Source organism: Rhodococcus sp. 15-2388-1-1a, from assembly GCF_002259145.1.
GTDB lineage: Bacteria > Actinomycetota > Actinomycetes > Mycobacteriales > Mycobacteriaceae > Rhodococcoides.
The window spans coordinates 50,489-68,273 of the sequence record NZ_NPFP01000002.1; the positions used below are offsets into that span (position 1 = coordinate 50,489).

The 17,785-nt window shown below is 63.0% G+C and carries 22 protein-coding genes, 1 tRNA gene and 1 pseudogene; 5 read left to right on the plus strand and 19 right to left on the minus strand.

From position 1 onward, the window contains the following. Nucleotides 1–10: 10 nt before the first annotated feature. Nucleotides 11–511 carry a redox-sensitive transcriptional activator SoxR gene (gene soxR, locus CH302_RS01340; protein ID WP_082323715.1) on the plus strand — a complete coding sequence of 167 codons (501 nt, stop codon included), beginning with the start codon at nucleotides 11–13 and terminating at the stop codon, nucleotides 509–511. On the opposite strand, the gene CH302_RS01345 is transcribed toward soxR, so the two are convergent. From CH302_RS01345 to CH302_RS01405, 13 genes are all read right to left on the minus strand, one after another. Then, nucleotides 427–1,329, minus strand: coding sequence for an SDR family oxidoreductase (locus CH302_RS01345; protein ID WP_037191981.1), 903 nt, complete (start codon nucleotides 1,327–1,329; stop codon nucleotides 427–429). The genes soxR and CH302_RS01345 overlap by 85 nt on opposite strands. Nucleotides 1,330–1,404: 75 nt before the next feature. Continuing rightward, complete coding sequence (locus tag CH302_RS29875) at nucleotides 1,405–1,575, minus strand: hypothetical protein (protein ID WP_170945719.1); 171 nt, start codon at nucleotides 1,573–1,575, stop codon at nucleotides 1,405–1,407. Nucleotides 1,576–1,633: 58 nt separating this feature from the next. Next, entirely contained in the window at nucleotides 1,634–2,308 is a 675-nt protein-coding gene (locus CH302_RS01350; RefSeq protein ID WP_037191979.1) for a ScbR family autoregulator-binding transcription factor, read from the minus strand. Nucleotides 2,309–2,497: 189 nt separating this feature from the next. Further along, nucleotides 2,498–2,932 carry a GyrI-like domain-containing protein gene (locus CH302_RS01355; RefSeq protein ID WP_037192246.1) on the minus strand — a complete coding sequence of 145 codons (435 nt, stop codon included), beginning with the start codon at nucleotides 2,930–2,932 and terminating at the stop codon, nucleotides 2,498–2,500. Then, nucleotides 2,932–3,384, minus strand: coding sequence for a GyrI-like domain-containing protein (locus CH302_RS01360; protein WP_037191977.1), 453 nt, complete (start codon nucleotides 3,382–3,384; stop codon nucleotides 2,932–2,934). The genes CH302_RS01355 and CH302_RS01360 overlap by 1 nt, the downstream gene beginning before the upstream one ends. Before the next feature lie 384 nt (nucleotides 3,385–3,768). Next, complete coding sequence (locus tag CH302_RS01370) at nucleotides 3,769–4,632, minus strand: glycosyltransferase family 2 protein (RefSeq protein ID WP_141216570.1); 864 nt, start codon at nucleotides 4,630–4,632, stop codon at nucleotides 3,769–3,771. Between the two features lie 166 nt (nucleotides 4,633–4,798). Next, a complete protein-coding gene (locus CH302_RS01375) occupies nucleotides 4,799–5,443 on the minus strand; it encodes an acyltransferase (RefSeq protein ID WP_230596307.1) in 645 nt (214 codons plus the stop codon). After that, complete coding sequence (locus CH302_RS01380) at nucleotides 5,440–6,282, minus strand: glycosyltransferase family 2 protein (protein ID WP_052047768.1); 843 nt, start codon at nucleotides 6,280–6,282, stop codon at nucleotides 5,440–5,442. The genes CH302_RS01375 and CH302_RS01380 overlap by 4 nt, the downstream gene beginning before the upstream one ends. Nucleotides 6,283–6,633: 351 nt before the next feature. Beyond that, nucleotides 6,634–6,706: transfer RNA gene (locus CH302_RS01385), tRNA-Ala, on the minus strand. Between the two features lie 55 nt (nucleotides 6,707–6,761). Then, complete coding sequence (gene sepX / locus CH302_RS01390) at nucleotides 6,762–7,631, minus strand: divisome protein SepX/GlpR (RefSeq protein ID WP_037191973.1); 870 nt, start codon at nucleotides 7,629–7,631, stop codon at nucleotides 6,762–6,764. 150 nt (nucleotides 7,632–7,781) lie between these two features. Next, nucleotides 7,782–8,429, minus strand: a complete 648-nt coding sequence (locus CH302_RS01395) for a GNAT family N-acetyltransferase (protein ID WP_037191969.1) — start codon at nucleotides 8,427–8,429, stop codon at nucleotides 7,782–7,784. 72 nt (nucleotides 8,430–8,501) lie between these two features. Then, a complete protein-coding gene (glp, locus tag CH302_RS01400) occupies nucleotides 8,502–9,761 on the minus strand; it encodes a molybdotransferase-like divisome protein Glp (RefSeq protein WP_032395737.1) in 1,260 nt (419 codons plus the stop codon). A gap of 33 nt (nucleotides 9,762–9,794) precedes the next feature. After that, nucleotides 9,795–10,748 carry a UTP--glucose-1-phosphate uridylyltransferase gene (locus CH302_RS01405; protein ID WP_037192236.1) on the minus strand — a complete coding sequence of 318 codons (954 nt, stop codon included), beginning with the start codon at nucleotides 10,746–10,748 and terminating at the stop codon, nucleotides 9,795–9,797. A gap of 107 nt (nucleotides 10,749–10,855) precedes the next feature. Between CH302_RS01405 and CH302_RS01410 the strand changes: the two genes are divergently transcribed. The 4 genes and pseudogenes from CH302_RS01410 (at nucleotide 10,856) to mscL (ending at nucleotide 13,219) form a co-directional block, all read left to right on the plus strand. Then, nucleotides 10,856–11,452: a 5-formyltetrahydrofolate cyclo-ligase gene (locus CH302_RS01410; RefSeq protein WP_037191967.1), complete on the plus strand. Its 597-nt coding sequence runs from the start codon at nucleotides 10,856–10,858 to the stop codon at nucleotides 11,450–11,452. Between the two features lie 153 nt (nucleotides 11,453–11,605). Beyond that, entirely contained in the window at nucleotides 11,606–11,950 is a 345-nt protein-coding gene (locus CH302_RS01415) for an FmdB family zinc ribbon protein (RefSeq protein ID WP_037192233.1), read from the plus strand. A gap of 89 nt (nucleotides 11,951–12,039) precedes the next feature. Continuing rightward, nucleotides 12,040–12,702: pseudogene (locus tag CH302_RS30955) on the plus strand (SAF domain-containing protein). Nucleotides 12,703–12,745: 43 nt separating this feature from the next. Next, nucleotides 12,746–13,219 carry a large conductance mechanosensitive channel protein MscL gene (gene mscL, locus CH302_RS01425; protein ID WP_037191966.1) on the plus strand — a complete coding sequence of 158 codons (474 nt, stop codon included), beginning with the start codon at nucleotides 12,746–12,748 and terminating at the stop codon, nucleotides 13,217–13,219. Between the two features lie 99 nt (nucleotides 13,220–13,318). Here mscL and CH302_RS01430 read toward each other — a convergent pair whose 3' ends face one another. The 6 genes from CH302_RS01430 to CH302_RS01455 form a co-directional block, all read right to left on the minus strand. After that, nucleotides 13,319–14,047, minus strand: coding sequence for an MspA family porin (locus CH302_RS01430; protein WP_037191963.1), 729 nt, complete (start codon nucleotides 14,045–14,047; stop codon nucleotides 13,319–13,321). Between the two features lie 62 nt (nucleotides 14,048–14,109). Continuing rightward, complete coding sequence (locus tag CH302_RS01435; RefSeq protein WP_037192231.1) at nucleotides 14,110–14,778, minus strand: MspA family porin; 669 nt, start codon at nucleotides 14,776–14,778, stop codon at nucleotides 14,110–14,112. 399 nt (nucleotides 14,779–15,177) lie between these two features. Next, nucleotides 15,178–15,606: a hypothetical protein gene (locus CH302_RS01440; RefSeq protein ID WP_037192229.1), complete on the minus strand. Its 429-nt coding sequence runs from the start codon at nucleotides 15,604–15,606 to the stop codon at nucleotides 15,178–15,180. A gap of 172 nt (nucleotides 15,607–15,778) precedes the next feature. After that, on the minus strand, nucleotides 15,779–16,450 hold the full coding sequence (locus tag CH302_RS01445; RefSeq protein ID WP_052047767.1) for an MspA family porin: 672 nt from the start codon (nucleotides 16,448–16,450) through the stop codon (nucleotides 15,779–15,781). Between the two features lie 560 nt (nucleotides 16,451–17,010). Next, entirely contained in the window at nucleotides 17,011–17,214 is a 204-nt protein-coding gene (locus CH302_RS01450; RefSeq protein WP_037191960.1) for a hypothetical protein, read from the minus strand. Between the two features lie 8 nt (nucleotides 17,215–17,222). Then, nucleotides 17,223–17,720 carry a MogA/MoaB family molybdenum cofactor biosynthesis protein gene (locus CH302_RS01455; protein WP_037191958.1) on the minus strand — a complete coding sequence of 166 codons (498 nt, stop codon included), beginning with the start codon at nucleotides 17,718–17,720 and terminating at the stop codon, nucleotides 17,223–17,225. Between the last annotated feature and the right edge of the window lie 65 nt (nucleotides 17,721–17,785).

Sequence of the window (17,785 nt, forward strand, 5' to 3'; positions counted from 1 at the left end):
TGTCGAGGTCGTGCCGATGCCCGAGTGGAACGTCCGCGAATTGACCCCCGGCCAGCTGTCCGAGCGCAGCGGAGTTGCGGTCTCGGCGCTGCACTTCTACGAGAAACAGGGACTGATCAGCAGCCGCCGAACCTCGGGTAACCAGCGCAGATTCCATCGCGAAACTCTGCGACGGGTCGCCTTCATCCGGATCTCGCAGAAGGTCGGGATCCCACTGGCGAACATCCGGCAGGCGTTGAGCGAACTACCGGACGAGCGGACGCCGACGCGCGAGGACTGGGCCAGGCTTTCGACGCAGTGGCATCGCGAACTCGACTCTCGGATAGAGCAATTGACTCGGCTTCGGGACAACTTGACCGGGTGCATCGGCTGCGGTTGCCTGTCGTTGGCCGGCTGTGCGCTGGCCAATCCGCACGACGAGCTGTCCTACTCGGGGCCGGGTGCGCGCACGTTGGACGTCGATTTCGACGAACCCTCGACTCGACGCGGCTCGAGCAGTTTGGAGAACTGATCGTTTGCCTTCTGCAGTACGAACTCGTATGGCGGGGCGAACTTTCTGGCGACCCAGTATCCGAATCTGATGTCGTTGGAGGAGTAGACGAGGTACTTGCGCTTGGCTATTCCGGCGAGAATGGCATCGGCGACAACCGACGGTTCCACGGCACGCTTCTCGAAACGGTGTTGCAACTTCTGCACGCGCGGATCATCACGATCGACGCCTGCGATCTGCAGTGTCTGCACCAGTCCGGTCTTGACGCCACCGGGCACCACCAGGCTGACGCCGATTCCGTGACGCTTGAGGTCGTACTTGAGCACCTCGGACACTCCACGCAGGCCGTACTTACTGGCGCTGTAGGCAGCGTGCCACGGCAGGGGAATCAATCCGGCGGCAGACGAGACGTTGACCAGATGGCCACCGCGTCCGGCCTCGATCATCGGAGGCAGAAACTTCTCGATGATGTGAATCGGCCCCATCAGGTTGACGTCGACCATCGACTTCCAGTGCCGGTGCTCGAGATTCTCGACGGTTCCCCACGCCGAGATACCGGCGACGTTCATCACGACGTCCAGGCTGCCGAACTCGGCATGAATGTCGTCCGCGAATGCGGTGACGGCCTCGAAATCGGATACGTCGAAGGCCAACGAGTGACTGACGGTACCGCCCGCGCGACCGACCAGGTCCACCGTCTCGGCCAAACCGGTGCCGTTGATATCGGTGAGGAAGAGCTCGGCTCCCACTCCCGCAGCAGCGATGGCCGTTGCCCGGCCGATTCCGCTACCTGCTCCAGTGATCAACGTCTTCTTGCCGCGCAGATCGTATGTAGCCATCGAAGCTTGTATCCCCCAGCGGTTGCCACGTGTCAGTTCGATTTCGACCCTACGCGGTGACGACCGGGAGGGTCGTCACAATCTTTGCGACATCTCGTCTCGGTAGTCGGCGATGGTGCGCTCGATGCGCGCGGCATCGTCGTCGGCTCCATGTTTGCGTGCGTCGTCCGCGCGCTGCTGCAGGGTGCCGATCGCCTTCCGGAGCTCGTTGTCCGACATCCGCGGTTGCTGCACAGTGTGTTCCATGTCACACAGTGTGCCCGGCAAACTCGGGTGCGGCAAGCACACCGAGATCACGACATTCTCAGACGGTGACGGATCCCGACGTGATGTTCTCGCGTACGAAACTGGACAGACTCCGTGCCGCGAATTCACGGAAGTAAGCGAGTTTGTCGGTGGGCACCAGCGAGGGTAGGACCGTGTTCCAGACCCTCTCCATGCGTGAGGGGGCATCCTCGAGGCGCGACTGCGCCTCGGACACCATCAAGACTCCGGCGAGCATCTCGCACACCAGTAATGCCGCATTGCCCGCGTCCAGATGGTCGGCGACGTCACCGTGCTCGATTGCCCGCTCGAAGAGATGCTCGAAGATGTTTCCCCAGGTGCCGAACACACTGCCGCGGGCGGTGTCGGATCCGTCGATCTCCATCTGCAACCGGTACATGACGCGAACCAAGGGGTCCGATGCCGCCAGTTCGAGTACCGAATACGAGATTCCGATGACGGACTCGAGGGCCGGGCTGCGACTGTCGACCAAGCCGGCGCATGCAGTGGACACGCGCTCGTGACCCTCGTCGACGATCGCACGGGCCAGTTCTTCCTTGGACGCGAAATGGAAGTACAGCGCACCCTTGGTCACACCGGACTGCGCTGACACCTGACTCAGCGTGGCATTTGCGTGCCCCACCTCGAGAAAGAGATCTGCTGCAGCGCGCAGTGCGGCCGCTCGTGTGGCTTCTGCCCTGAGTTGTCTCACCATGTTGGAACACCCCTGCTCTGTCGACCTTGCCATGACATCGACGCTCTGTACGCGCTGGCCATCCGTCGGCCGATCGAGGTGAACATCGAATTCACTTCGCCATATCGGACTGTCAGCGCTCGCCTATAGTAACCGGTTCGGTGGCGACTTTGTGATTCGAAAGTGACAATTGCATGAAGAAGGGCTCGATTACAAAACGATTGAAATGAAAAGTTCCACTTCTCCAGTATTCGTAACGACTTCGACTTCCTCTTTGTAGGCGCGAAATATCGATCCGGACATAACGCACTCGTCGACCTGAGCCCACACGTCCTCGATCGGATCCGCCAGAGCGCCGCTGGGCACGAACACTGCGAACACGCCGGTCGGTACCGAGACGAACACATCCCCGACGGTGACGTCACCGGGCGAGTCCACCGAGACCGCGACCACCGCATTGACCGTGCCGTGCGGATCCGGGACGTACACCGTGCTCACCTGGGTTGCGTCGATATGCTTCTCGCGCACCCGGTCTCGCAGAAAACGCATCCATTCGCTGCCGCTCGATTCCGCGCCGGGCTCCACGCGCGGAGCCACCAACCCACTGAACAGCTCTGCGCTGCGTGCCGTGACGCGGAAGGTCATCACGAACCGCCGGGCGCTGTGATCGCCAGATAGAGGTCGATCTTGTACGCGTGCGGATAGCACTCGTAATCGCCGGTGAACGATCGCACGATATCGCCCTGCTCTTCGGCATGATCGATCTGAGTCCACAATCGGGTGAGAACCTCGGGGAAATAGCCCACCGCAGAAAAACGCGCATATTTCGCCGCGGGCACTTTCGCGACCAGATGTCCGCGCGCAACTTGACCGAGCGAAGTACACAGATAACCGACTACCTGCGTATTGTACGAGCCGATACCGGGGGCGAAGTCGGTGTAAATGGAAGCGAGCGGACCGGAGGTCTCCTGATTGAGAACCGCGGACCACGCTTGATCGAGTGCCGGGTCGTTGAGTCGTCCCAGCGCCCGTTTGGGGCTGCGAACGGGAAGACCCGCGACCCACGTTTCAGCGAGGTCGACGATCTCGAACGACATTCACACTCCGTAGAGAAGTTGCAGGGGCAGATCCTGTGTTCGGAACCGGCCCGTTCACAATATCGCCCGTCAATCTACCGGCGCGACTGGTGGGTGGACCGTCAATCGGTCAACCATACTTCGCACCCGTTTCGATCCCCGCAACAGCCGCCGCCGACGGTTCCTCCTCCCGAGATCACGAGGTGGCGTCGGAGCCCCTCGACCGGCCTACCGCGTCGTACGTCCTACCGTGCACGTTCGATTTCAGCACCGATAACTCGTCCCGTGCCTGCACTTGTCGAATACCCGACACCCGAAAGCCGGTACGGACCATCGATCCCGCGAACGACCCGTTTCCGTGACCCCGCATTCCCCGACGGACGAACGGGAGAATTGTCGATGAATTTATTTTCCGCGCGCCGCGGCAGCATAACTCTCGTCGCGAATGCTTGACAGATCGCCCACAGGTGTAGCGCCAACTTCGGAATGCGAGACCGGGAGAATTCGAGATTCGCACGAGGACAGAATTCGTGTCAGTGGCCAATGCGCCGTGTGCAGAATCAGGTCCGAAATGAGCAATCTGCGCAACCAACCATTGGCCAGCCCATGATGGGCCCACGTGCGATACGAGCTCTGGACGTAGTGCCGGTACTCGAGCGGTGGCGTCAGCAGCCGGCGTCCGGACACCTTCACGCGCATCGGCTCGATCTGCGCGATCCGCAGACCTACCTTGTTGAGGCACAGCGACAGATCGATGTCTTCGTGCAGGTCGGTACGCAGGCTCGTACGACCGCGAACGGCTTCCCACGCAGATCGGCGGATCGCGAAATTGTTGCCCGATGCGGCAGAAACCCACTGCTCGGAAGGCCTGTTACGGACGGAACGGTCGACGAACGCCCGGTACGGTCGTGCCCACGGGGAGTCGTAGAGGTAGATCGGCCCGGTGACTGCGACGTAGTCGAGTCGGCGATCGAAGAAGTCGAGTACCGAGTCGACCCAGCCGGCCTCGACCCGGGTATCGGCGTCGATGCGGCCGATGATCGATCCGGAAGCGTGATCGAAACCGGTGTTACGTGCGTGTACGACGCCGCGCTCGGACTCCCGCAGCAGAACCACCTGCGGAAATCGCCGCGCGTATTCTGCGACGATGGCCGCGGTGTCGTCGGTCGAATTGTTGTCGACGACAATGATTTCGCGAATGCGTTCGCGCTGAACGAGCAATGCATCCAGGCATTCGCGCATATGAGCCGACTCGTCGAACGCAGGCACAACAATGGAAAGACTATTCACAACGCCAACCCCTGACACATTTTTGGCAATCGTGTAGCTCGATTTCCTCACACGGTGAACGCATTTGATTTCGAGCCGCTGACGTTGACGATGCTACATCATTACTTCAAGAAAAGAACCCGTCGAATTATTCGGACTTTATGGATCAGAATTCAGAATTCGGCGGAAGTATCAATCTTTGCATTGCCTCCCGATCGCGAAAATCGGCGTTGTCCCCGATCCATTGCTCCGCTGCGGGAAGGTCGTTCAACTCTCGGCGACGACGCGCCGGAGAGCCGACGTACACACCGTCCGGTTCACAATCTCGCGTCACCAGCGAGTTCGCCCCGATGATGCATCCGGCACCGATGTGTACGCCCGGCATCACGACGACGCCGGACCCGATCCACGCTCCCGGACCGATCACCACCGACTCTCCCCGCAATGCGCCTGCGCGGTGACCCGACGGCCCGGTCTCGTGAGTACTGGTGAGAATGCGAACGTGATCCGCGATGAAGACATGATCACCGATCACGATGTCGGCAACGGTGTCGAAGTAGCAGCCGAAGTTCACGAACACGCCGGTGCCCAACCGAACCGATGCCTGTCCTTGAATCATCGAGCCGCCGTACATCAGGCACGGACCGGTTGTCCGCACCCCGGCGGGCCGCATGACCGATGCGCGCAGCACAGCAGGCAGGAACGGCACATTTGCCAACGAGACGAAGGTCGCCTGACGCATCTGAGCCAGGGCCCAGCGGACGTCCGACGGGCTACGCATCCAGTCGCGGACACGCGCGCCGGCCGTCACGCGGCGGCTCGCATCCGTTCGTCGGACTCGGCACGATCGTCGACCGGCAATGCCCGGCACGGTACGGCTGCGAACAGTCGTGAGATCGGCCACCGCAGTGTGTGCATCAGCCAGTCCATGGCCACGATGCGACCGAGCTTGCGCGACGCGAGACCGTGCGCCTGGTACGAGCGGTAGCCCGCCAACGCATAGTGGACGTACTTCGCCGGCGATGTCGTCGCGCGCCTACCGGATACCGCGGCCTTCATCCACCCGTTCTGAGCAACAGGCAGACGCTCGGCGGCCAGGCACAGGCACAGGTCGATGTCTTCGTGCACGCAGGTTCGCTCACTGACTGCACCGCGAACCGCACGCCAGGCGGATGCGCGGATCGCGAAGTTGTTGCCCGATACCGCGAGGGCCGAGCGCACCGACGGCTCACGTCGTTCGGCGCGCGAGTGCATCCACGCCAGCGGTCGAGCCCAGGGAGATTCGTACAGAAACGTTCGGCCGCCGGTAGCAGCGACGGAGGAATGCTCGTCGAAGAAATCGACGATCGAGCGCGCCCACCCGGGTCGAACACGGGTATCGGCGTCGATTCGACCGATGATCGACGAGTCCACCAGGTCGAATCCGGTGTTGCGAGCATGGACCACGCCGCGATTGGGCTCGTGCACCAACACGACCTTGTTCGTCACCGCGCGAATGTTGTTCACCAGCTCGAGCGTGCCGTCGGTCGACCCGTTGTCCACGACGACGATGCTGTCGATAGCGTCGCCCTGATCGAGCAGCAGCGTCAAGCATTCGCCTAGATGGTCGACCTCATCGAGTACCGGAATTACCACACTGAGAGTGTTCATTTCGATCCCCTGACAAATTTCGACATTTCAATTCTGCACAGCAACGGCTTCGAACCTACGACATGTTCCGGTAATTGCCTAAAGATGTCCCCATTGCATATCCGCAGCTCACCGCCCTGAAAGATTCTGCAAGTCGGGTCGCGCCGCCCCAAGCAATCGAATCGAAGGTTTCGCGCGGCAATTCTGCAATCGGGGTTTATCGAGTCGCGTCTTCTGGAATCGAATCCCGAACCGACCACCTAGTTCGGTCGATACAAATGCATTCAGAATTCACTTCGCGGTCACACTTGTCCCGCCGTTGCCGGACAACGAAAAAACCGCCACTCGGGTGAGTGACGGTCTTCGTGTGGGTGGAGCTGAGGGGAATCGAACCCCTGACCTTCTCGATGCGAACGAGACGCGCTACCAACTGCGCCACAGCCCCTTTGCCGTCGTGCCGACCGGCTGGGTAACTCTAGCAAAGCCGTTTCCGGCGTTGCCTACGCGCCCTGGGCTCTGCGCATGTCCCGGTCCTCGTCACGACGAGCCTGGAACGGCTCCTCGTAGTGATCGAGATGCTCGAATTCGGGATCCTCGTCGTCGATCTCGAGTACCACCGCGCCGGGGCGACGCAGACGTTGCGGGACGAGCTCGAGCTCGTCGTCGGTTTCCGACTCGACGCCGAGACGGGATCGGCCCATCCGGGTGAGCCGACGTCTGCGCACCTCTTCCTCGATCTGCACCTGACGACGCAGGTAGTACAGGTAACCGGCGAGGACGGCGACGGACAGTCCACACAGCCACCAGATCGTCGGGGAGACGATGAAGGCCAAGGCCGCGGTGGTGATCGCCGCGAACACGAGCCCGAGAACTGCGCGCTGCCGAAATGCGTAGCGCGCGGCCCGGGCAATCGCGTCGGCCTCGGGATCGAAGCCGCCGCGACCGCGTCGGCGAGGGACGAAATCGTCGTCGACGACACCGGGTTCGTGCGCGGGCGAACTTCCACGCGGTGCATCCGTGTCCGGTGCCTCGCGATCGAGGTCGCTGTCTGCTGCGTGAGTGTCCATCGGGTCCTCCGCGGTACCGGGTAGATCGGGTGAGTCTGGACGAACAGTCGCAATCGTGGGGCCGAAGATCTCGCGGGCCGGCGCGGAGACTCGCAGGTCGTCCTCCGGTCGCCAGTCGGGATCACTGCGGTGGCCGGTCGCGGGGCCGCGCTGCTTTCGCTTCGTGCCACCCCGATGCAGCACGCGTGTGGCGAGCGCAGCGTCCGTCGTCTGCATGATCTGCGGACGCTTGGTCATCAACATGGGCAGAAGAACGAAGAGCCAGACGGCCACGAGACCGATCCAGATGATCGAGTTCGGCATCGGCGTTGTTCTCCTCCCTTTCGGCGACGGCGACAGTGAAAGACGTTCTCAGGCTATGCGGAAGACGAACGAGAACCATGCAGACGCGCCGACCCGAATTACACTCCTGTCACTTTGACAACACGAGTGCCCGTGCCGCAGCAGCGGAAATCAGGCCCACGCAGCCCGACCCGCGCGAACCAACCGATCGACGACGGTTCCCTGCACCTCACCCGAGGTGATCGCGACGAGCTTGTGATCGCGCCATTCACCGTCGACGTCCAGGTACTTGTAGAGCAGCCCTTCTTCGCGAAAACCGACGTTGCGCAGAACTGCCTGACTCGCAAGGTTCTCCGGTCGCACCGTCGCTTCGACGCGATGGAGTCCGACGGGACCGAAGCAGTGGTCGAGCCCGAGTGCCAGAGCCGCGGTCGCCACACCCTTGCCGTTGACCTCTTTGGACACCCAGTACCCGATCCACGCCGATCGGAGTGCTCCCCGCACGATGTTGCCGGTGGTGATCTGACCACAGAATTCGCCGTCGACCTCGATCACCAACGGCAGCATGTGTCCCTTGCGGGCCTCGGACTTGAGCCCCGAGCACAGGCTCGGCCACGAGGAGATGTGATGGCGTGAGTTCCAGCTGCCTTCCCCGCTGGGTTCCCACGGTTCGAGGTGGGCGCGATCCGCTGTGCGGATCCGACTCCAGGCGGCCGCGTCGCGCATCCGTACCGGCCGCACGGTGACGGTTCCGCCGGCCACTCTCACTGGACCCAATTTCGCCGGCCAACCTGGGTGGCTCGACCACGTTCGCGGCATCCGTCGATGTTATGCGCTACGCGCAGTGGCGTGGTCAAGCGCCCTCCGCGGCACTCGAACATGCCACTGGTGTCAGCCTCGTTGCGCGAGGAACGAGACCTTCACTTCTTCGCCGGTTCGGATTTCGGTGACCTCGGGATCGATGACGACCAGGCAGTTCGCCTCGGCGAGTGTCGCGAGCAGATGCGAGGACGATCCGGGTGCGCCGCCGAGCGCCTGAACCAGATATTCGCCTGTTCCCTCGTCGCGCATGAGCTGGCCGCGAAGGAATCCCTTGCGGTCCTCGATCGAGGTGATCGGCGCGACGGTTCGTGCGGTGACGGTCCGCCGCATCGGCTGCCGTCGGCCCAGAGCAATACGAATCAGCGGACGCACCATGACCTCGAACACCACGAGCGCGCTGACGGGGTTGGCCGGCAACAGAAAGGTGGGTACTTCGTCGCGTCCGAGTTGACCGAAGCCCTGGACGGATCCGGGGTGCATGGCAACTCGCTCCACTTCCATGTCACCGAGCTCGCCGAGCGCCTCACGCACACCGTCCGATGCGCCGCCGCCCACTGCTCCGGCGATGACCACGATCTCGGATCGAATCAGCTGACCCTCGACCACCTCGCGCAGTCGCTTGGGATCGGTGCTGACGATCCCGACGCGGTTGACGTCGGCTCCGGCGTCGCGTGCTGCGGCGGCCAGCGCATAGGAGTTGACGTCGTACACCTGACCGGGCCCCGGGGTCCGATCGGTGTCGACCAATTCGCCGCCCACGGAGATCACCGACAGCCGCGGCCGCGGATGCACCAGCACCTTGTCGCGCCCGACGGCTGCGAGCAGTCCGACCTGAGCTGCGCCGATGATCGTGCCTGCGCGTACCGCCACGTCACCGGGCTGCACGTCGTCGCCGATCTTTCGGACGTAGTCGCCCGAACGCACCGGACGGAACACCTTGACGCGGGCGCGACCGCTGTCCGTTCGATCCAGCGGCAACACCGCGTCGGCCAGCGTGGGCAGCGGCGCGCCGGTGTCGACTCGCACTGCCTGACGCGGTTGCAGCCGGATGGGTTGACGCGACCCGGCGGACACCTCGCCGACGACGGGAAGCGTCAGATCGATGCGTTCGTCGTCCTCGTTGCGCAGGTCGGTGCCCGCGGCCGCCACATCGACACTCCGTACCGCGTAGCCGTCGATCGCTGCCTGGTCGAAACCGGGAAGGGGACGCTCGGTGACCACTTCCTCTGCACACAGCAGGCCCTGTGCTTCCGAGATGGCGACCCGAACAGGCCGTGGAGCCACCGCCGCGGCGGTCACCCTGGTCTGCTGATCTTCGACCGAGCGCATCTGGCCCTTCCTCTATGGCATCGACCCGCGATGCTATTCGTACGTGGTCAGTTCCGGCGCCCAGCTGTCGCTCAAGCGTTCGTTCAGCCATTCGCGCAGCGCTGGGCCGTAGTCGTCACGTTGTAGAGCAAAGTCAACCGCAGCGCGCAGGTATCCCCCGGGATTTCCGAGGTCGTGTCTCGATCCGCGGTGCACCACCACGTGCACGGGATGGCCTTCTTCGATGAGCAACGCAATGGCGTCGGTGAGCTGAAGCTCACCGCCTGCACCGGGCTTGATCCGTCGCAGAGCGTCGAAGATCGCGCGGTCGAGCAGGTAGCGGCCCGCCGCAGCCAGGTTGGACGGGGCGTCCTCCTGCTTGGGCTTTTCGACCATACCGGTGACCTTGAGGACGTTCGGGTTGACCGCGTCGGGCACGATCTCGACGGAGAAGACGCCGTAGGAGGAGACCTTGTCGTCGGGGACCTCGATGGCGCACAGCACCGAGCCACCGCGCTTGGCGCGCACGCGGGCCATGACGTCGAGCACACCGCGGGGCATCACCAGATCGTCGGGAAGCAGAACGGCAACGGAATCCTCGTCGTCGTCGAGGACTTCCTCGGCGCAGGCGACGGCATGCCCGAGTCCGAGCGGCTCGTGCTGAATGACCGACTGGACGTCGAGCAGACCGGGGGCGACCCGCACCTTCTCGAGCATCTCCAGCTTACCGCTGGCTTCGAGCTTGTTCTCGAGGACGAGGTCCTCGACGAAGTGGGCGACGACGCCGTCCTTGCCCGGGGACGTGACGATCACGAGTCGCTGCGCGCCGGAATCTGCGGCTTCGCCTGCGACGAGCTCGATACCGGGAGTGTCGACCACCGGAAGCAGTTCTTTCGGAACGGTTTTCGTGGCCGGCAGGAACCGGGTACCCATGCCCGCTGCGGGAACGATGGCCGTGCGGAAGTGCACGGGCGTGGCGGCGGTCGTCGCTGTAACGGCTTCTGTCATGGTGCTCACCCTATCCATGGTTTCTGGTGATCTGCTCGCCGTGTGCTGCGTTTTACCCCCGAGTGCATATCGTTGAACGACGGCACAGGAAGGGAGGACGAATCGTTGTGAGCGTTCCCGAATTCACGGAGAACACGTCCAAGGATCGATGGCGAAAGCATGTTCTCGCCGAACGCCGACTGCTCGACGGTGCGCAACGCGCAATGGAATCCTCTGCACTCTGTCACGTCCTCGGCGAATTGGCGGCCGAACACCCGGTCGTGGCGGCATACGTTCCCGTCGGCCGGGAACCCGGTTCCATCGAGATGCTCGACGCGATGGCCGCAGCCGGGTCGACCGTGCTGCTTCCGAGTGCCCACGAGCCCGGGCCGTTGCGCTGGGCTCGGTACGACGGACGCGAATCGTTGGTGACGGCCCCGTTCGGGTTGTTGGAACCATCGGGACCGACGCTCGATCCCGACGCGGTGTCGGCGTGCACTCTGGTGCTGATCCCGGCGCTGGCGGTGGACCGGAGCGGAACCAGGTTGGGCCGAGGCGCGGGCTTCTACGACCGCACCCTCGACCTGTGCAGACCCGATGCCGTGCTGGTCGCGGTGGTGCGCGAGAGCGAAGTGGTCGATCGTCTACCTGCCGAGCCGCACGACAGACGGGTGACGCACGTGCTCACCGCAGGCGGCGGGCTCGTACGCTTGGGTACGGAATAACGCTAGGATTCGATTCGTTGGCACTCCTGACTGTAGAGTGCTAATGCTCTCCCCAGTTTCGACAGTTTCGACGAACAGACAAGACACCGGCGGTGTTCGGCCTCGGCCAGCAGAGTGGCGAATTTCCTCGGTGACCAGCGCGGAGGAAACACGATGCCCACTTACTCATACGCATGCACCGAGTGCGACAACCGCTTCGACATCGTTCAGTCCTTCACCGACGACACACTGACGGTGTGCCCCGCGTGCTCGGGCAAGCTTCGCAAGCTGTTCAACTCCGTCGGCATCGTCTTCAAGGGCAGTGGCTTCTACCGCACCGACAGCCGGGGTGGCTCGGGTACCGCCAGCGAAGGCGCGAGCGAGAAGAAGTCCGACGCTGCGGCCGCGAAATCGGACAGCAAGACCGACTCGAAGCCCGCCGAGAAGAAATCCTCGGATTCGTCGTCGTCGAGCAGCACCTCGTCGTCGTCCACCACGAAAGCTGCTGCCAGCCAGTAGCTTTCAGCTTCATCCACAGGCCGGGCCGTTATCCACAGCCCGGCCTTTTCGGTGCCCGAACCGGCACGGCCACCGATAGCGTTTTCGCCATGGCTGCCGGCAAGAATCGACTCGACTCGACGCTGCTCGATCGCATCACCCTGCGTCCGGCGTGGGTCGGATCCACCACATTCAGACGGATCGCGGCCGGCGTGCTGGTCGCGGTCGCACTGGTGCTGTTCCTCGACGACGCTGCCGGCGACGACCGAGTCCGGGTGATCACCGCCGGACGCGATCTGACACCCGGCACCGTGCTGACGCCGGCCGACGTCGTGGCAGCCGAGTGGGACCGGACGAACGTCCCCGAGGGCGCACTCACCGAATCCGAAGCCGTGGAGGGCCAGACACTCACCGGACCCGTCCGAGCGGGCGAATTGCTCACCGACGTACGGCTACTCGGATCTCGGACCGCCACGACGGCTCTGGGTACCTAGGCACGCGTCGTACCGGTGCATCTCGCCGACGCCGCGGTGACCGACCTGCTGAGGGAAGGCGACCGCGTCGACGTGTTGACGGTCGAGTCTCAGGAGGACCCGAACGCGGTGCCCGCAGCGCGGGTGCTGGCGTCGGGAGCGATGGTCGTGCTCGTGTCCGCCGACGCCGGTGGCAATCGGCAGCGCGACCGCGTCGTACTACTGGCTCTACCGACGAACGACGCGACGACAGTGGCAGCCGCCTCGTTGGTCAGCGCGCTCACGGTCACCCTGCACTAACGTTTCTCGCGACAGAACAAACCGAACGTTGGGAGAAGGGCTCATGCTGAAGGGCTTCAAGGACTTTCTACTGCGCGGCAATGTCGTGGACCTCGCAGTTGCCGTGGTCGTCGGCGCGGCATTCACGGCGATCGTCACCGCATTCACGACGAACGTCATCAATCCCCTTGTTGCTGCCCTCGGTGGCAGCAACGAATACGGATTCGGGTTTCAGATCACGTCGTCGCCGGAATCGTTCGTCAACGTCGGCGCAGTCATCACCGCGATCATCAATTTCGTCATCATCGCGGCGGTCGTCTACTTCGTACTCATTCTCCCGGTGAACACCGCGAAGAAGAGGTTCGTGAGCCAGCCGGAGAAGGAACTGAGCGACGTCGACGTGCTGGTACAGATTCGCGACATCCTCGCGGGGGGAACCGCGGCCGGACAGAAGCTTTCGACCGCAGCCGACACCACGGGCGGTAGCGGCGAGGCAATGGACGCAGCCCCGGATCTCGGTAAGCATTCCAAGGACTGACACCGGCCGGCCTTCGACGAATGAATGCGCCATTCACGCTGTCAGACAGCGTGAATGGCGCATTCATTCGTTACGGGGTGCCGAATCTCGGCGGTGGCATCAGCCGATGCTGAACGGCTGTCCCCACAGGGTGGTGGACGCCGTGACGGCATCGTTCTCGATGGTGACCTTCACGTACGAACGGGCCTCTGCGTAACCGGCACATCCAGCGACGCTCAGGGTTTCGTCGGCGTAGGTGTAGCCGCCGCCGTTACCGTCGAACGAGAAGTCGTTCGATACCTCGGTCGCGACAGTGACGCCGTCGATCTCGGCGGACTTCTCGTCGGCCACGAGCTTGACGTCGTTGAACTGGCCGGGGGCGAGATTCAGCTCGACGCCTGCACCGATGTCGTAGGTGTTCGGCTGAGTCCTCTCGATGGTGAGGTCGAGCGTGCCGGGCTCGAGGCCGATCGTATTTCCTTGACCGAAGGACGCGTTTCCGTCGGCACCGATCGCGGCGCTGAAATCCACCTGGCAGCCGACCAGGAAGCCCGGCTCGATGGATCCGCCACTGGCATTGGACGTCTCGACGGTGTAGTTGCCGGTGACCCACACGTTGCGCTGGGTGGGCGTGGCACCCATCGACGGCGAGATCAGCGCGCTCTGGCCGAATCCCTTGACGGTGACGGTGGTTCCGTCGATCAGCGTCTTGCTGATCTCGTTGTCCTGCAGTGGAACGAAGGTGTCGGCGTTGGCCGCTCCGGCGGACAGGAACCCGATGGCGACGGCACCGACGGCTCCGGCTGCAGCGATCTGGAATCCACGCCGCATGGTGGTGGTGTTCTGCATAGCTACCCCTTTTGGGAAAGTGAAACGCGCTCTAGGCGAGGGTGAGTGAAGTGGTGGGATGTTCAGCCGAGGCTGAACGGCTGGCCGTAGAGCGTGCCCTTGTAGCGGTAGTTGCCGGTGAGTTCGAGTGTGGTGTACGAGCGAGCCTGCGCGTAGCCGCCGCAGTTCTCGACGGAGATTCCGACGTCCTGGTACTGGATTGCGGTGAACGGGCCCTTGACGTCCTTGCTGCCGAGCTCGACCTGCGCCACTTCCTTGTCCTTGATGGGGACGTTGACTCCGACGCCGCCCTCGAACTTGTTGGTGGTCTCGCCTTCTCCGCCGATCTTGAACGGGATGGGGAACAGCGTGATGATGTTGGTGTTGCCGCCTTCGATGCCGAAGCCCGCGTTCATGTCCAGGCTCAGATCGTCCATGTCGAGCTGGCAACCGACGAGGTAGCCGGTCTTCAGGGTTCCGGTCACGCCCTCGGGAACGTCGGCGGTAGCGGTGCCGGTGACCCAGCCGTTTCGGTTGAGAGGATTGTTCGCGATCGCGGGCGAGATGACAGCCGATTCGTCGACGTGCGAGATCTTGTACGGCCCCGCAACCTTCTCACCGTTCGGCAATGGAACGAACGTATCGGCGTTGGCTGCGCCGACCGAGAGCATTCCGATGGCAACGGCCGACGCCGCGCTCACTGCTGCGATTCGACTTACCTTGCGCAGCACGGAGTGACGAATATTGTTCATGATTCCCCTCATATGACCGGCCGATGCCCCGTCCGACGGCCGGACCGATCGGGAGACATCTTTTCTCGCAGAAGAATACTGTACAAATCGGCACGAAGCATCCACAACGGACGCAATACCGATGCATGTTTCGGCAGCTCACAGATACATTCCCTGCTTGCGCTACCCAAACAGCGCCTGTGCTCGCAACCTGGCGTCCGTATTCGGAGCGATCGCTCGAATTGTGCTGACACAAAGCAAGGGAAAAGACACCCGAAATGCACAATGCATGCAACAAAACGAATCGAGTATCGACGTCGGCATGATCCGACGATCTTTTCCACACGCCATTCATTCGACCGACACGACGATGCCCTGCAATCCATGGATTGCAGGGCATCGTCGACTATTTTCCTCGAACTAGAACTTCAACAGCGGAAACTCGTCGAGCGTGACGGCGGTGCCATCCGCTTCACACGCCGAGGCAACGGCATTCGAATTGTCGACGAATTTCTGGCCGGATTCACTGTCCGGCTCGGACAGCTCGAGCGAATCGCTGGGCAGATCGGCCACCAGGGTCGTCAGAGCATTCTTGACCTCGCCTGTCGCCTGCTCCGACTGAGTGGTGAATTCACTCAGCGACGCGGCCTTGTCCGCGGTCCACTTCTCGACACCGGCTTGATCGGTGGGAACGGCTTCGACGGTGGCGACAAAGGCATTGTGCGACGTCGCAAAGGCCGTGCAGGTATCGGCATTCTCCCCCGATGCTGCATCCGAGGATTCGCTACTGCAGCCGGCCAGAAGTAGAAATGCCGCGCAGGCGGCGGCAGAGAGGGCTTTCGTTTTCATTGTCGGTCCCCCGGACCCCTTCTCGCAGGCAGTACCGAAGCACTGTCCTGCGGTGTCGATTCGTTCGGTTCTGCTGGTACACAGCAATCAGGCCCGCCCGGGATACCCGGGCGGGCCCAATCGATTTCGGCTAGGTCAGCCGAAGGTGCTGCTGTTGATCAACCGATCGAGATCAGTTGAAGGTCCACGGGACGCCGTACGTGACAGCAACGTCACCGGTGGAGCTGGTGACGGAGACGTACGGACGGACGCGGACGTTACCGAGGATGCCGGTAGCGGTGCCGTGAGCGTTGGCGATCTGGATGGTGCCCGAAGCGCCTGCGGCGTCACCCTCGGTGCCCTGGATGTTGCCCGATGCAGCGGTGGCGTCGACGATGCCGGGTCCGGGAGCGATCTCTGCAGAGAAGCCGGCCTGGGGAACGATGTCACCGATGCTGGCAGATGCGCCATCGGCATCGACGTCAACCGAAAGAGAAGGCGTGGAGTACGAGAACGTGATCGATCCACCGATGCTGGCCGGGTAGCCGACCTGGTAGCCGATTGCGACGGTGCCCTCGAAGTCGTCGGCGTCGGGACCGGTGACGGTCCAGCCTGCGACACCGTTGGCGAACCACTCACGGGTGAGCGGGTTGCCGTCGAGCGGCGAGACGCTGTTGATGAAGGTGTCGGACAGCGAGACGGTGATGACGTTGCCGTTGGCATCGACGACCGTGTTGGTGCTGTCCACTGCAGCGGACGCGGTTCCGGTACCGAGTACCAGACCGACGACCGACGCGCCGGCGACAACCGCAGCGCTCATGGACTTGAGTCCCCGGCTACGCCGCGACTTCTGGATCTCCGTCATTTATTCCTCATCATGTTCAGTCCCAGCACGCTGTCGCACAGGGAAGCTTGTGGCTTTCACCCTCGAACTGGATCGCCTGCATCAGTGCAGACGGGCCCGAGCCGGATGCGACCGTTTCGGCCTCATCCTGTTGTTCAGTTCCGAGATGAAGGGCGCGGTACCGGTTGGTCCCACGCCCTCCCTTGGAAGCTGAGGGGAACATTAGAGGAGATGCCGGATCGTGACAATCCCTACGTTTGCGACCGGAATGTTGCCGCGGCGTGATGTGTTTCCGCCGCGTGAACAAGTTTCACATCGATGTTAGCGATAACCCGCGTCACAGCATCTCTCGTGAGGGTCGAACCGTTACAGATGCCGCACACGCGTACACCGCCCTTGATGTGGGACAACTCCGCGCCGGGCGTGCCCCGATCGACCGGTTCGCCCGTTCTGCACCACGCTCGACTCGGCCAGTTTCGGGGGTCGCGGGTGGGTCTACTGCCGAGTAGCTCGCTAACGGCAGGTAAACGAGTAACTAACAGACCTGTCATTCCGGCCCGGTAAATGTGTCGTGGATCACATCAGAAGTAATGAGGTGGTCGCTGTTGCTTCAACCATTCGTCCGAGGACGGGCCGCCGGATTCGGTGCCTGCACCGTCTCCTCGCTCGTCTCCGGTCGTCTCCGGCAGAACCTCGCCGAAGATGCGAGCGAGCCGGGCCCGTTCTGCTCGGGCCCGGCTCGCATCGTCTTCGGCCGATCGATCGTCGTTCGGCTCGTTGCTCATCGGTATCGCTATGCGTCCAATCCGGACAGCTCGGCGATGACCTGACTCGCCAGTGGCGTCAGCGTCGCCATCCCGTCGCGAATCGCAGCCCGCGACGAGGCCAGATTCACCACCAGGGTGCTTCCGGACACCCCGACCAGCCCACGGGACAGACCTGCGTCCAGCGAACCGGCCGCGAGTCCCGACGATCGCAGAGCCTCGCTGATACCCGGAATCTCGCGGTCGAGCACCTCCGCGGTGACGTCCGGGGTGACGTCGCGCGGCGAGACGCCGGTGCCACCGATGGAGACCACCAGATCGACACCGCCGATCACCGCAGTGTTGAGTGCGTTCCGCACGTCCACTTCGTCCGCCGTCACGGCGACGACGCCATCGACGAGGAAACCTGCCTCGGTCAGCAGTTCCGTGACGAGCGGGCCCTTCGAGTCCTTCTCGGTACTGTGCGCTGTTCGGTCGTCCACGATGACGACCAACGCGCGCCCTGCCAGTGGTGCGTCGAGTTCCATACCGCTCACCGTAGTAGTAAGGCCTCCACCCGGCTCACGCTGTGCATAAATCGTTGCAACCGTCC

Excerpts from the sequence above, each read along its gene's own strand:
- CH302_RS01445 (WP_052047767.1), bottom strand. The coding sequence starts at position 16,450 with ATGACGGAGATCCAGAAGTCGCGGCGTAGCCGGGGACTCAAGTCCATG.
- CH302_RS01380 (WP_052047768.1), bottom strand. The coding sequence starts at position 6,282 with ATGAACACTCTCAGTGTGGTAATTCCGGTACTCGATGAGGTCGACCAT.
- CH302_RS01415 (WP_037192233.1), top strand. The coding sequence starts at position 11,606 with ATGCCCACTTACTCATACGCATGCACCGAGTGCGACAACCGCTTCGAC.
- CH302_RS29875 (WP_170945719.1), bottom strand. The coding sequence starts at position 1,575 with ATGGAACACACTGTGCAGCAACCGCGGATGTCGGACAACGAGCTCCGG.
- CH302_RS01350 (WP_037191979.1), bottom strand. The coding sequence starts at position 2,308 with ATGGTGAGACAACTCAGGGCAGAAGCCACACGAGCGGCCGCACTGCGC.
- mscL (WP_037191966.1), top strand. The coding sequence starts at position 12,746 with ATGCTGAAGGGCTTCAAGGACTTTCTACTGCGCGGCAATGTCGTGGAC.
- glp (WP_032395737.1), bottom strand. The coding sequence starts at position 9,761 with ATGCGCTCGGTCGAAGATCAGCAGACCAGGGTGACCGCCGCGGCGGTG.
- CH302_RS01355 (WP_037192246.1), bottom strand. The coding sequence starts at position 2,932 with ATGACCTTCCGCGTCACGGCACGCAGCGCAGAGCTGTTCAGTGGGTTG.
- CH302_RS01435 (WP_037192231.1), bottom strand. The coding sequence starts at position 14,778 with ATGAACAATATTCGTCACTCCGTGCTGCGCAAGGTAAGTCGAATCGCA.
- CH302_RS01395 (WP_037191969.1), bottom strand. The coding sequence starts at position 8,429 with ATGCCGCGAACGTGGTCGAGCCACCCAGGTTGGCCGGCGAAATTGGGT.
- CH302_RS01345 (WP_037191981.1), bottom strand. The coding sequence starts at position 1,329 with ATGGCTACATACGATCTGCGCGGCAAGAAGACGTTGATCACTGGAGCA.
- CH302_RS01360 (WP_037191977.1), bottom strand. The coding sequence starts at position 3,384 with ATGTCGTTCGAGATCGTCGACCTCGCTGAAACGTGGGTCGCGGGTCTT.
- CH302_RS01440 (WP_037192229.1), bottom strand. The coding sequence starts at position 15,606 with ATGAAAACGAAAGCCCTCTCTGCCGCCGCCTGCGCGGCATTTCTACTT.
- CH302_RS01455 (WP_037191958.1), bottom strand. The coding sequence starts at position 17,720 with ATGGAACTCGACGCACCACTGGCAGGGCGCGCGTTGGTCGTCATCGTG.
- CH302_RS01450 (WP_037191960.1), bottom strand. The coding sequence starts at position 17,214 with ATGAGCAACGAGCCGAACGACGATCGATCGGCCGAAGACGATGCGAGC.
- sepX (WP_037191973.1), bottom strand. The coding sequence starts at position 7,631 with ATGCCGAACTCGATCATCTGGATCGGTCTCGTGGCCGTCTGGCTCTTC.
- CH302_RS01430 (WP_037191963.1), bottom strand. The coding sequence starts at position 14,047 with ATGCAGAACACCACCACCATGCGGCGTGGATTCCAGATCGCTGCAGCC.
- CH302_RS01405 (WP_037192236.1), bottom strand. The coding sequence starts at position 10,748 with ATGACAGAAGCCGTTACAGCGACGACCGCCGCCACGCCCGTGCACTTC.